Below are 12,395 nucleotides of genomic sequence, written 5' to 3'. Positions count from 1 at the left end.
CCTTCGTCGATGCGCAATTGACGGGTATCGGGCAAATAAATGCGGGATGGAGCGTGTCATTGCCCCGGCACGGCGGCATCACGAAGCAGCCGCATCCACTGCATGAGCCCGCTTACCGAGGCGATTCCGGCAACGTGTAGTCGAAGCGGTACGAATGCCGGCCGTTGTCGATGGTGATGATCATCGAGCCGGCGAGCCCCAGCAATTCTCCCGTGCCGGAATCGGGCACGACGGTGATCGACTGCTGCGGCTGTCCGCGCGTCATGGTGGAGCTGTGCTGCAGGACAAAGCTGCCTTGCCGGCCGCCCAGCGCGCCTTGCACGGTTTCCATCGCCACGTAGCCGGCGGAGCCCTGGATGCTGCTTCGAAACGCGAGCATCTCACCGTGACTGACGGCTTCGAGGTCGCCGTGATACTGCTTGTCGAGCGACATGCGGCCGAGCCCGGTCTGTTCCGCGACGGGACTCAGGGATTCCGGATTCAGCTTCACTTCAAACGGACCATTGGCTACCTGTGTCATTGCAGCGCTCCTCGTCGAATTGGCAACCCGCACTATAAGCCAACCGGGTTCTGCTGGAGATAGCAGTTTGCTTGATATGCCGGAATCAAGGGCGGATCGTCTGCCGCGCCGCGCATGCGGCGATAATCGGCATTCCGACCTCGACCGCTTTCCCAGATGACTCTCCCCGCTTTCGCACCCTTTCAGGATCTGGCCAACGACTTGCTGGCGCACTGGCGTGATGCCAATGGCGATGGCTCGCACGACACGTCGCATCTGCAACGCGTGTGGAAGAACGCGGCCGCGATCCAGGCGAAGGAGGGCGGAGACGCCGAAGTGCTGTTTGCGGCGACACTGCTGCACGACTGCGTGGCGGTGGAGAAAGATTCCCCGCTTCGCGCGCAGGCATCGCGGCTGTCGGCGGACAAGGCCCGGCGGGTGCTGAAGTCGCTGGATTGGCCGGACGCGAAGCGCGACGCGGTTGCGCATGCAGTCGAGGCGCACAGTTTCTCGGCCCGTATCGCGCCGAAGACGCTGGAAGCCAAGGTGCTGCAGGATGCCGACCGGCTCGATGCGATCGGCATGGTGGGCGTCGCGCGGTGCTTTTACGTCGCGGGCCGGATGGGCAGCGCGTTGTATGACCCGGTCGATCCGCATGCATCGGCGCGGGAACTCGACGACACACGATTCGCGATCGATCACTTCCGCACGAAACTGCTGCGGCTTTCAACCGGTTTCCAGACCGTCACGGGTACGCGTATGGCGATCGTTCGCCGTGACCGATTGCAGCGCTTTCTCGACGAGTTTTCCGACGAGATCTGATCGTGCCGATGCGGCCTTCAGATACCGACGTTGTCTGACGCGCAAGGCTCGATGCGGATGATGGTCGCGTCGACACGAGTGGATCATCCGGCTCTGCCCGCGAAACCTCCGTTGCATTGAAACGCGCGACTTGAAACTTGACGAAGACTCAACGGTGCCATTGTTTCGACTCGTCTCGACAGCGTCGGTGCGGGAGTCGATGCTTCAATCGTCACCTACCTGATAAAGCGCGTTCACCTGCACCAACGCTTCGAGGAATTCATCCTTGAGCGCCTGCGGCCCGAGGATTTTCACGTGTGCGCCGAACCCCAGCAGTTTCCGCGCGCCGTGCTCGATCGATTCGATCGGCATCAGGAACGCTTTCCATCCGGGCGGCACTTCCGCGCTGCCTGCCTCCTGCTCGACAGGCTCGGCCTTGATCCGCGCGTTGGCCAGCCAGGTTTCGCCGCGCGGCGACACGGCGACATGGGCGGTCAGTCGATCGAGCTCGGCTTCGTACCGGCTCATCGCGTCGCGCCAGTGCGTCGCGAGGTCGAATCGCGCTGGACGCCTGAAGCGGCCGCGCGATGCATCGAGTTCGAGGATATTCGCGAGCCGGAACGTGAGTGCGCCGGGCTTGCCGACCACCCTGGCAACCAGGTACCACGCGCCGCCCTTGAGCACCAGGCCGAGCGGCTCGAGTTCGCGGCGGGACACGCCGCGCCAGCTCTGGTATGTCACGTCGATACGGTACGAACCCCACACCGCATCGGCCACTTCGCGCAGGAATGCCGGCGTTTCCTGCGCGCGGTACCAGTCGACGGTGTCGACGTGCAGCCGGCTGGCGACGCGATCGGCGTGTTCGCGCGAGTCGGGCGGCAGGCTCGCGATCATCTTCAGCCGCGCGGAAGTCGCCATGCCGTCGAGGCCCAGTTCTCTCGCGGGCCCGGGCAAGCCCGCCAGAATCAGCGCGTGCGCTTCGTGCTCGGTGAGCCCGGTGAGATCGGTACGCCAGCCATCGCTCAACTGAAAGCCGCCGTTGCGGCCGCGGTCGCCCCAGATCGGCACGCCGGCCGTGGAGAGCTGGTCGATGTCGCGCAGGATCGTGCGCTCGGATACCTCCAGCGCTTCGGCGAGCGCCGGCGCGGTCATCCGGCCGCGCGCCTGCAGCATCATCATGATCGACAACAGTCGGCTCGCTTTCATGAGCGACACGTTACCTCAAATACGTGACATGAGGTGTCATGTTTTCGGGCTTATGCTTGGCCGCATTCCCGATCCGTTTCATCGACGCGGGTTACGCATCACGACACCACAGGGGATCAAACGATGAAGATCATTTCCGGGCCGCTGAGCATGTTCGGTGCAAAGGTCGAGATAGCGGCGCACGAGAAGGGCATCGGCTTCGAACGGGTGATGGTGCCGTTCAGCCAGCGTCACGGCTACGATCCCAAACATCCGGATGTGCTGCGCATCAACCCGAAGCGGCAGGTGCCGGTGCTGATCGACGGCGATCTGGAACTCTTCGATTCCACGCAGATCTTCGAGTATCTCGAGGATCTGCAGCCCGACCCCGCGCTATGGCCGGCGCATCCGGCGGCGCGCGCGATCGCGCGTCAGCTCGAACACTGCAGCGACGAAATCTATTTTCCGCATGTCGTCAGGCTGATGGGGCTGGAGGAGACACCGGACGATCCGGCAGCACAGGCTGCACGCGCCGCAGCGGCTCAATACTATCGGCGCATGGAGCACGTGCTGGCGGATCGCGAGTTTCTGGCCGAAACGTATTCCTACGCCGACATCGCGTTCTACATGGCGCAGTTGTTCGGTGCGCGCAAGGGCGCACCGATGACGGACGAAACGCCCCGCCTGCTCGCGTGGCGCGAGCGGATGACGGCGCGTCCCGCCGTGCGCAAGGTCGCCGGCGCGATGGCCGGCTATCTTGCCTCGATCGGAGAAGCGGTTCCCGATTTTCTTCGCGGGCTCGACTAGCGCCTTCGGGCCTCCAGCCTTGCGGAGCAGGCGGCCTTCAGTCCGCGATTCGAGTGGACGGATTGCCGGGCGTGCACACGCCGGGTGACGGGTGCGGTTGCGTGACCCACGCGAGGTATCGCTACGCGGCAAGGGCCGTCGCCCGGCCGCCAAGTGATTTGGCGCCCGTGGGGCACGCGTCGGCCAGTCGCTCAACGCAATCCGACGTGCCCCTCTACTCGGCGCCTTGACCTTAAAGCTGACTTGAATCTTAGAGTGCTTGCTGACGGCGGTGAGTCAGCGGGCATCGGGTGTTGCCTGCCACGGTCGATCATCGACGAGAGGCGACGAACATGGACAGGCGGTTGACACAGGTCGAATTCGGTCCACACCGGGTCGACGTGCCCGAAGGCGGGTATTACGACCGGTTCCGGATGAACCCCGACCTCGACGAGGTGGCGCGCGATCCCGCGGCGGGGAACATCGACTTTTTCCGTCGGATTCCGAAGCGTCAGGTCGAGTCGCGGGTCGGCCCGACCTGGGCGCCGAATTTCTACTACCGTTCCAGCAGCATTCAGCTGCTGTTCCTGGCGCCCCTCGAACGCCTGCGGACCACGCTGCCGGTGCCGCTCGAGCCGCTGCGCGCGCTCCCCGGGTACGCGCTGGTCGCGCTGACCTTCTTCTCGTATTCGGTGTGCGACAACGATCCGTACGACGAAGTGTCGGTCGCGGTGGTGATCCGGCGGCCCGGCGCGACCGGGTCGCACACGCTCGAACTGATCGACTCGATGCGGCGCCGCAGCTTCTTCGCGCACGTGCTCGCGCTGCCCGTCACCACGGAAATCGCTCGGGTGCGCGGCGTGCACGGCTACCAGCTGCCCAAGTGGCTCGCCGACATCGACGTGAACCTCGGCGCCACTGCCCGCGCGCGCATTGCCGGGCCGGGCGGCCGCCCGGACCTGAGCCTGAGCGTGCCGATGCCCGAGCTGACGAACGTCGCGTCGCAGTCGCACATGGGCACGTCGACGATGATCAACCGCATCGACGGCGAATGGCACCAGACACTGGTACAGACGAATGCGCTATCGTTCGCCCAGCGCCTGTTGCCGCGCAACGTCGAACTCGTGCGGCACGGCGGCCCGCTGAGCCAGCTGCTCGACGGGCTGGGCGCGTCCACCATCCTGCGTCTCGACGTGGTGAAGGACGCGCAACTGGTGCTGAACCTGCCGACCCCGTTGAAGGCCTTCGATGAACCCGGAAAGCCACGCTGACGCCACGCCACTTCGCGGCACGCCCGCGCCGAAGGAATCGCCCATGACCCGTCCGACCCACGATCTCGTCGTATTTGGCGCCACCAGTTTCGTCGGGCAGATCCTCGCCCGCTACCTGTCCGAGTACCTGTCGGGCGCCGGCGAGCCGCTGCGCTTGGCCATCGCCGGCCGCTCCGAAGCGAAGCTCAGGCAGGTCCGGGAGACGCTGGGCGCGGCCGGGCAGTCGGTGCCGATCATCGTCGCCGACGCAGCCGACGAAGCGCAGCTTCGCGCGCTCTGCGCGCAGACCCGGGTCGTCGTATCCACCGTCGGCCCCTATGCGCTTTATGGGGAGCCGCTGGTGAAGGTCTGCGCGGAAACCGGCACCGACTACTGCGACCTCACCGGCGAGACGCAATGGATCAAACGGATGATCGACAAGTACGAGCCGGCGGCCCGGCAATCCGGCGCGCGCATCGTCCATTGCTGCGGCTTCGATTCGGTGCCGTCGGACATGGGCGTGTTCTTCCTGCAGCAACAGGCGCGGCAGCAGTGGGGCGTACCGGCCACGCAGGTGAAGATGCGGGTGAAGACATTGAAGGGCGGCGCGTCGGGCGGCACGGTGGCGAGCGTGATCAACGTCGTCCGGGAAGCCGCGGCCGATCCCGCGTTGCGCCGCGAACTGCTCGATCCTTATTCGCTGTGCCCGAGCGGGCATGGCTTCACGATGCGCCAGCGCGCGGTGCGATCCGCCGCATTCGATCGCGACTTCGACGCGTGGATCGCGCCCTTCGTGATGGCGGCGATCAACGAGCGCGTCGTGCATCGCTCCAATGTGCTTGCCGGCAACGCGTACGGCAGCCGCTTCACGTATGACGAAGCGGTGATGACGGGCACGGGCTTCAAGGGCCGCCTGGCCGCGGTGACGATGGTGGCGGGCCTCGGTGCGTTCATGGTGGGTGTCGTCATCAAGCCGGTGCGCAGCCTGATGGAGCGCTTCCTGCTGCCGAAACCCGGCGAGGGGCCGAGCGCCGCGGCGCAACTGGCCGGCCGCTACGATTTGCGATTCTTCGGCCGCACCGACGACGGGAAGACCTTGCGCGTGAAAGTCACCGGCGACCGCGACCCGGGCTACGGCTCGACCGGCAAGATGCTCGGGCAGGCTGCGATCAGCCTCGCACTCGATTGCACCGGCGACGGCGTCAAGACCGGTCGCGGCGGCGGCTTCTGGACGCCCGCGACGATGTTCGACGCCCGCTACATCGAGCGGCTGGTGCGCCATGCGGGGTTGAGGTTCGAGGTGATTTGAGCGCGCGTGCCGCCAGGTCGCGATTTTTCAGAAAACCGATAAAGATCGGATTGCGAAGCAACAATCACAGCAACGCGACGACCTGTTCCGCAGTCGCCTTCGCCGATTGCGGATTCTGGCCGGTCACGAGCCGGCCGTCGACGACGACATTCGACGTGAACGGCAGCAGTGCCTTCTCGTAGCGTGCGCCGCGCTGCCGCATCTGCGCCTCGACGTTGTAGGGCACCTTCTTCGCGACGCCGGCCAGGATTTCCTCCACCCACGAATAGCCGGTGATCCGGCGTCCGGCAACCAGCAGCGAGCCGTCCGACAGCGTGGTGTTCAGCAGCCCGCAATAGCCGTGACAGACCGACGACACGACGCCGCCGCGCTCGTAGATCTCGCGAGTGAGCCGCTGCAGCTCCGCATCGTCCGGGTAGTCCCACATCACCGCATGGCCGCCGGTGAAGTAGATCGCATCGAATTCGGCCGGATCGATCTCGTCGGGGCGTGCGGTGGTGGCCAGCAGCGCTTCGTTGGCCTTGTCGGCGCGCCACGCTTTCGTGGCGGCGTCGGCATGCGGCCATTTGAGCGAGCGCGGCTCGAGCGGCGACACGCCGCCCTTGGGGCTCACGAGCCGCTGCTCATAGCCTCTCGCCGCGAAGATGTGATGGGCATGGGTCAGCTCGGACAGCCACAGGCCGGTCGGTTGCGACGGATCGGCGTAGTGCGCGACGTTGCTGACGACGTGCAGGATGCGCTTGCTCATGATGCGGTTCCCTTTCATCGGCCACGGACGGACGTCGTCGACGCGCCGCCGAATTGTCGGATGGCAGTCCTCATACCCACGGCCTCGATACGCTGCCGAGGCAAACCATAACCTTTGAGCGAAGTTGAAGGTCAAGCCCTTTTCGTCTTCGCGGCCCGCGCGGGGCTGGCGGGCAGCACGAGACCATCCAGCAACGTGGTCAGCGCATCTTCGATCGCGTGATCGCCCACCTTCTCGCGCACCAGCCGCCCGTCGATCGCCAGCATCGTCAGGCCATGCAGATGCGCCCAGCAGGCGGTCGCCTGCCCGAGCGCGGGGCGCGGGCGGATCGTGCCGGCGCGCTGGCCACGCTCCAGGATGTCGACGACCAGCAGGAACGGCGCCTGCACACGCGGATCCAGATGGATGTCCGTGGGCTCGCCGGCATCCGCGGCAAACATCAGTCGATAGAGATCCGGATTGCGCTGCCCGAAAGCGAGATGAGCGTAAGCGAGCGCGAGCAGCACATCCGGTGCGTCCGCTGCTGGATCGACGGACGCCTTGAGGTCTTCGTGCAGGCGATCGAAGCCGATCAGCGCGAGCTCGTGCAGCAACGCGGCCTTGTCCGGGAAATGCCGATACGGCGCCGAGTGGCTGACGTTCGCGCGCCGCGCGATTTCGCGCAGCGTGAACTGCCAGCCTTGTTGCTCCTGCAGCGTGTCGAGCGCCGTTTCGATGATCGCGCGACGCAGATCCCCGTGGTGATAAGCCTTTTGCCCGGCGTCCGAATCCGCATCCGACGACATCGTGTTGCTCCTATGTTGACAGGGAACACATTGTGGTCCTATGATCCGCCGCATGCAAGTTGACAGTGTCTACATCGACGCAACCCCGTGAGGTGCACCATGGCCGTTTCCGCAGAATCCAGCTCGAGCTTCGACCCGGCGGTGTTGCTGGCCCGCCAGCGCAACGCGTTCGTGAGCGACGGGCCGCCGAGCGTGCAGCAGCGCAAGGCACGGCTCGCGCGGCTGCGCGCCGTGGTGCTCGCGTATCGCAGCGAAGTGGAGGAGGCGGTCAGCGCCGATTTCGGGCATCGCTCGCGACACGAGACCGCGATCATGGAACTGGTCGGCGTGATCCAGGCGATCGACTACCTGACGCGCAACCTGCGCCGCTTCACGAAGCCGCAGCGCCGGCACGTCGGGATCTTTTACCGCGCCGGGCAGGCGCACGTGGAGTACCAGCCGCTGGGTGTGATCGGTGTGATGGCACCGTGGAATTACCCGTTCGCGCTTACGTTCATTCCGCTCGCCACCGCGCTGGCCGCGGGCAACCGCGCGATGCTCAAGCCGTCGGAACTGACGCCGCGCACCAGCGAGGTGATGCGCCGGATGCTCGCGGAAACCTTCCCGAGCGAAGAAGTCGCGGTCGTGCTCGGCGGCCCGGAAGTCGGCGCTGCCTTCAGCGGCTTGCCGTTCGACCATCTGCTGTTTACCGGCAGCACGCAGGTGGGCCGCAAGGTGATGAAGGCGGCCAGCGACAATCTGGTGCCGGTGACGCTCGAACTCGGCGGCAAGAGCCCGGCGATCGTCGCGAGAGGGCACGTCGACGGCCGGACGATGTCCAGCATCGTGTTCGGCAAGTTGTCGAACGGCGGGCAGACCTGCGTCGCGCCCGACTATGCGCTGGTGCATGAAGACGACCTCGACGCGTTCGTCGCGCAATACGATGCGGCTGTCGCGCGTTTCTATCCGGACGGGCCGACCAGCCCAGACTACACGTCGATCGTCAGCGACCGGCATTTCGATCGCCTGAAAAACCTCATCGACGAAGCGCGCAGCAAGGGCGCGCGCGTGGTCGAGGCGGGCGTGAACCCGCAGCAGGCGGCCACCCGCAAACGGACGCTCGCGCCCACGCTGATCGTCGGGGCCGGCGACGATACGACCGTCATGCAGGAAGAGATCTTCGGGCCGATCCTGCCGGTGCGCACGTATCGCACGATCGACGAAGTCGTCGACTACGTGAATGCGCGCCCGCGGCCGCTTGCGCTGTATTACTTCGGCCCGCGGGACAGCGATTGCGAGTCGTTGCTCAAGCGCACCACGTCGGGCAATGTCGGCATCAACAACACGCTCCTGCATGTCGCGCAGGAAGACTTGCCGTTCGGCGGTGTCGGTCCGAGCGGGATGGGCGCGTATCACGGCATCGAGGGATTCCGCGCGATGAGCCATGCCAAGGGCGTGTTCGTGCTGGGCCGCTGGAACCTGCCGAGCCTGCTGCGCGCGCCGTTCGGCAAGCTCGCGGATCTGTCGCTGGCGGCGCTGCTCGGGCGCAGCCGGGAACCGGCGGGTGCACGGGCGGGATTGAGCGCGAAGCGCTGAGACCGATGATGCACCGGCACCGGCGCGAGGCTGTTTCGCAAGCAGCGCGCCGTTGTGGTCGAGGGCGCATGCGCCGGTGAGTGCCTGGATCGAATCTCGACCGTGAAGGATGCCGGCTAAGGCCGGCTGCGCGCGCCGGCCCCGTTGCGAATGGCGGTTTCATCGACAAGCGTCGCGGCGAATTCGACGGCGGCCAGCGTTTCCGCGTCATGCATCATCACGAATTCCATGTCCGGCAGCGCCGGCAAGCCTTCGGCCGCGCCCAGCTCGCGGAGCGTGTCGTCGATCGCGCTGCGCGGCACCGGCGCGATCGCGATGCCGGCGCGTGCAAACGTGAGGATGCCGGTGACGCTCGGGCTTTCGCATGCAATGCGATAGGGCATGCCGGCCAGTGCGAGCGCCTTGATGGCAGCGCCCCGGTACGGGCATGGATCGGGGAAGCACGCGAGCGGCACATCGCCTTCCGGCAGCGGCTCGTGGCGCGCAAACGCCCAGACGAGCGGCTCTCGCCACAACGTCGCGCCCTGGCCCGTGTGCGCGCACCGGCTGCCGATCACGAGATCGAATTCGCCGTTTGCGTGCCGTTGAAACAGGCTGTCGCCGATGTCGACCGTCAGATTCAGCCGCAAGCCGCGCCGCGCGGCGCCATGGCGGCGCATCACGTCGGGAAGCCAGCCCCCCGCAAAATCCTCCGATGCACCGATACGCAGCGTCACATCGACTGCGTTGCCGCTGCCCAGCCTCGTCTTCGCTTCCTCGCTCAGGTTGAGCATCGCGCGCGCGTAGCCGAGCAGCATCCGGCCGTGCTCGGTGAGCGTGACGCTGCGCGTATTGCGGGCGAGCAGCGCCCGGCCGACCTGCTCCTCGAGACGAGCGATCTGCGCACTGACCGCGGATTGGCTGAGATTCAGCCGGCGACCTGCGCCGGTAAAGCTCCGCACGTCGGCGATGGCGACGAACGTATGAAGCAGTGACGTGTCGAGGGGCATGTTCATTCATCACCAATTCAGGTTAATTCGATCAATTCATATCGTTTCCGGATTATAGGTCGATCCGATAGGCTGCGAAGTGCAGTGGGCGATCGCGCATCCCGCGCATCGCCGTCACTTTCGGCAAGGACCGGTTTCATGACACGCGTGCTCTATATCGAAGGCTCACCCAACAAGGACTACTCGGCATCCATCGACGTGTGCAATGCCTTTCTCGATGCGTACCGGCTCGCCCATCCCGATCACGAGATACAGAAGCTCGACATCTGGAACCTGGCGATACCCGAATTCGACGAAGCCGCGCTCGCCGCGAAATATGCGGGACTGAGCGGCAACGCGTTGACGCCGGCTCAGGCGGCTGCATGGCAACGGATCGAGCAGCTCGCGGCGCCGTTTCACGAAGCGGACAAGCTCCTGTTCGGCGTGCCGCTGTGGAATTTCAGTATTCCGTACAAACTCAAGCACCTGATCGATGCGATCTCGCAGAAGGACGTGCTGTTCACGTTCGACGGCGCCGGTTTCGCCGGCAAGCTGGCCGGGAAAAAGGCGGCGGTGGTCTATGCGCGCGGGCTCGGCTATCAGTCGCCGGGCTCATTTACGCCGGCTGCCGAATTCGATCTTCAGCGTCCGTACATGGAGACCTGGCTCAAGTTCGTGGGCGTGACGGACGTCACCGGGATCGTCGTCGAGCGCACCTTGTTCGGTCCCGACGGAGCGGTCGATCGGAGTCGCGCGATCGACGAGGCCCGTACCATCGCGCGCACGTTCTGACGCTGCCGCGCGGCGTATCCGGCGCGCCGGCGAAGCGCGCCCGTCGGCTGCATCGGCACGTGGCGCGCCGTTTCGCGTCAGCGCCCGCCGCGGGCGATGGCAAGCGCGACGCCGAAGCCCACGAGCAGGCAGCCGAAGGTGCGATCGATCCAGTGCCGCAGCGCCAGCAGGCGATCGCGGACGGCCGTCGCGGAGAAGCAGAGGGCCACCAGGCTGAACCAGCCGGCATGCGCGGCGGCGATGAACGCGCCGTAGCCGATCTGCACGATCAACGGCGTGTCGGGCCGCACGGCCTGCATGAACAGGCTGACGATGAACACCGTGGTCTTGGGGTTCAGCGCATTGGTCAGGAAGCCGGTGCGCAGCGCGGCCAGGTCGGATAGCGGCGCGGCCGGTGCATCCGTGTGCCCGTTGCCGGCCTTCGTCATGAGCATCTTCACGCCGAGGTAGATCAGGTAGATCGCGCCGACCAGCTTGACGGCATTGAAGAGCCACAGCGACTGGCGGATCAGCAGGCCGACGCCCAGCAGCGTGTAGCTCACGTGAACCGTCACGCCGAGCCCGATACCCAGCGCGGTGAGTACGCCCGAGCGGCGCGACAGCATCAGGCTGTTGCGCGTGACCATCGCGAAGTCCGGCCCCGGGCTGATGACGGCCAGCAGCGTGATGGTGACTACAACTATCAGTTCGGTCATCGTCTTGTCCTTGCGATTGATGGCTTGATGGCGCAATCTTATGAGTCATGTTCCATCGGGAAAAGCGATGATTTCTGACCAGAATGGTGAGATTGACTCACAATCCATTCGAACGAACCTGCCATCGCTGATGGCGCTGCGTTGCTTCGAGGCGGCGGCGCGGCACGAGAATTTCAGCCGCGCCGCCGACGAGCTGTGCCTGACTCATGGCGCGGTCAGCCGCGCGGTGCGATTGCTCGAGGACGACCTGGGCGTCGCGCTGTTCCAGCGGCGCAGCCGCCGTGTGTTCCTGACCGATGCGGGCCGCAAGCTGGCGCAGGCCGTCCATGACGGGCTGGGGCTGATGCGTCACGCAGCGCAGGAATTGCGTACCGAAGCCGCCCGCGCGCGGCGCTGGGTCCTGTCGTGCGAACCGACGCTTCTGATGCGCTGGCTGATTCCGCGCTGGCCGGATTTTCAGGCGCGGCATGCGGGCGTCGACATTCACCTGGCTGCCGCGGGCGGCCCGTTTTCATTCGACAGCGGCATCGACATGGCGATTCGACGCGATGACTTTGCGTGGCCGGCGGGTTATCACGCGGAGCGGCTGTTCGCGGAGAAGGTGGGGCCGGTCTGCCGGCCGGACAAGGTCGATGCGTGGTTTTCCGCGCGTCGTGGTAATCGTTCGTTGAAGACGGACGTGCCGGCATTGCACACGCGGACCCGGCCGGACGCGTGGAAGGAATGGGCGGTGGCGGCGAATCAGCCGGCGGCAGGCGGGCGCGGGCAGACGTTCGACCATTTCTATTTCAGTCTGCAGGCGGCCGTCGCGGGGCTCGGTGTCGCCATCGGCCCGTGGCATCTCGTGCGAGACGACATCGAAAGCGGTGTGCTGGTCGCGCCGATGGGGTTCGTCGAGGATGGCTCGCATTACTGCTTGCTGACGCCGGAACCGGTGGTGGCGGGGAGTGCGCAGGGGGAGGTGCTGGGGTGGTTGAGGGCGGCGGTTTGATGGTGTGTGGG

The 12,395-nt window shown here is 65.8% G+C and carries 13 protein-coding genes; 7 read left to right on the top strand and 6 right to left on the bottom strand.

The annotated features are described in order from the left end of the window. Positions 1-112: 112 nt before the first annotated feature. A complete protein-coding gene (locus C5O79_RS01185; RefSeq protein WP_046547101.1) occupies positions 113-520 on the bottom strand; it encodes a DUF3224 domain-containing protein in 408 nt (135 codons plus the stop codon). Between the two features lie 156 nt (positions 521-676). On the opposite strand from C5O79_RS01185, the gene C5O79_RS01180 reads away from it, so the two are divergent. Further along, positions 677-1,321, top strand: coding sequence for an HD domain-containing protein (locus C5O79_RS01180; protein WP_047853165.1), 645 nt, complete (start codon positions 677-679; stop codon positions 1,319-1,321). 204 nt (positions 1,322-1,525) lie between these two features. On the opposite strand, the gene C5O79_RS01175 is transcribed toward C5O79_RS01180, so the two are convergent. Then, a complete protein-coding gene (locus C5O79_RS01175; RefSeq protein ID WP_122478148.1) occupies positions 1,526-2,506 on the bottom strand; it encodes a YafY family protein in 981 nt (326 codons plus the stop codon). Positions 2,507-2,629: 123 nt separating this feature from the next. On the opposite strand from C5O79_RS01175, the gene C5O79_RS01170 reads away from it, so the two are divergent. From C5O79_RS01170 to C5O79_RS01160, 3 genes are all read left to right on the top strand, one after another. Then, the gene (locus C5O79_RS01170) at positions 2,630-3,292 is read left to right on the top strand and encodes a glutathione S-transferase family protein (protein WP_122478145.1); all 663 of its coding nucleotides are present in this window, start codon (positions 2,630-2,632) and stop codon (positions 3,290-3,292) included. A 332-nt stretch (positions 3,293-3,624) separates the two neighbouring features. Beyond that, positions 3,625-4,542, top strand: a complete 918-nt coding sequence (locus C5O79_RS01165) for an acetoacetate decarboxylase family protein (protein ID WP_122478142.1) — start codon at positions 3,625-3,627, stop codon at positions 4,540-4,542. 43 nt (positions 4,543-4,585) lie between these two features. Then, positions 4,586-5,830, top strand: a complete 1,245-nt coding sequence (locus C5O79_RS01160) for a saccharopine dehydrogenase NADP-binding domain-containing protein (protein ID WP_122478140.1) — start codon at positions 4,586-4,588, stop codon at positions 5,828-5,830. A gap of 64 nt (positions 5,831-5,894) precedes the next feature. Here C5O79_RS01160 and C5O79_RS01155 read toward each other — a convergent pair whose 3' ends face one another. Both C5O79_RS01155 and C5O79_RS01150 read right to left on the bottom strand, forming a co-directional pair. Then, positions 5,895-6,578 (bottom strand): type 1 glutamine amidotransferase domain-containing protein, encoded by a 684-nt coding sequence (locus tag C5O79_RS01155; protein WP_122479001.1) that lies wholly within the window; start codon positions 6,576-6,578, stop codon positions 5,895-5,897. Between the two features lie 131 nt (positions 6,579-6,709). Beyond that, the gene (locus C5O79_RS01150; RefSeq protein ID WP_236862427.1) at positions 6,710-7,417 is read right to left on the bottom strand and encodes a TetR/AcrR family transcriptional regulator; all 708 of its coding nucleotides are present in this window, start codon (positions 7,415-7,417) and stop codon (positions 6,710-6,712) included. A gap of 45 nt (positions 7,418-7,462) precedes the next feature. Here C5O79_RS01150 and C5O79_RS01145 point away from each other — a divergent pair, with 45 nt between their 5' ends. Then, positions 7,463-8,938: a coniferyl aldehyde dehydrogenase gene (locus C5O79_RS01145; protein WP_122478134.1), complete on the top strand. Its 1,476-nt coding sequence runs from the start codon at positions 7,463-7,465 to the stop codon at positions 8,936-8,938. A 116-nt stretch (positions 8,939-9,054) separates the two neighbouring features. Here C5O79_RS01145 and C5O79_RS01140 read toward each other — a convergent pair whose 3' ends face one another. Then, on the bottom strand, positions 9,055-9,933 hold the full coding sequence (locus C5O79_RS01140) for a LysR substrate-binding domain-containing protein (protein WP_122478132.1): 879 nt from the start codon (positions 9,931-9,933) through the stop codon (positions 9,055-9,057). A gap of 132 nt (positions 9,934-10,065) precedes the next feature. On the opposite strand from C5O79_RS01140, the gene C5O79_RS01135 reads away from it, so the two are divergent. Continuing rightward, positions 10,066-10,698 (top strand): NAD(P)H-dependent oxidoreductase, encoded by a 633-nt coding sequence (locus C5O79_RS01135; protein ID WP_122478130.1) that lies wholly within the window; start codon positions 10,066-10,068, stop codon positions 10,696-10,698. Positions 10,699-10,775: 77 nt separating this feature from the next. On the opposite strand, the gene C5O79_RS01130 is transcribed toward C5O79_RS01135, so the two are convergent. Next, a complete protein-coding gene (locus C5O79_RS01130) occupies positions 10,776-11,393 on the bottom strand; it encodes a LysE family transporter (RefSeq protein ID WP_039362507.1) in 618 nt (205 codons plus the stop codon). A 67-nt stretch (positions 11,394-11,460) separates the two neighbouring features. On the opposite strand from C5O79_RS01130, the gene C5O79_RS01125 reads away from it, so the two are divergent. Further along, positions 11,461-12,384 carry a LysR family transcriptional regulator gene (locus tag C5O79_RS01125; RefSeq protein ID WP_047853175.1) on the top strand — a complete coding sequence of 308 codons (924 nt, stop codon included), beginning with the start codon at positions 11,461-11,463 and terminating at the stop codon, positions 12,382-12,384. Positions 12,385-12,395 lie beyond the last annotated feature (11 nt).

The sequence above is a fragment of the Burkholderia sp. SRS-25 genome (assembly GCF_004343765.1).
GTDB classification, from domain to species: Bacteria; Pseudomonadota; Gammaproteobacteria; order Burkholderiales; family Burkholderiaceae; genus Burkholderia; species Burkholderia contaminans.
Note: the sequence above shows the minus strand (reverse complement) of the source record. Positions and strands in the feature narration are given on the sequence as shown.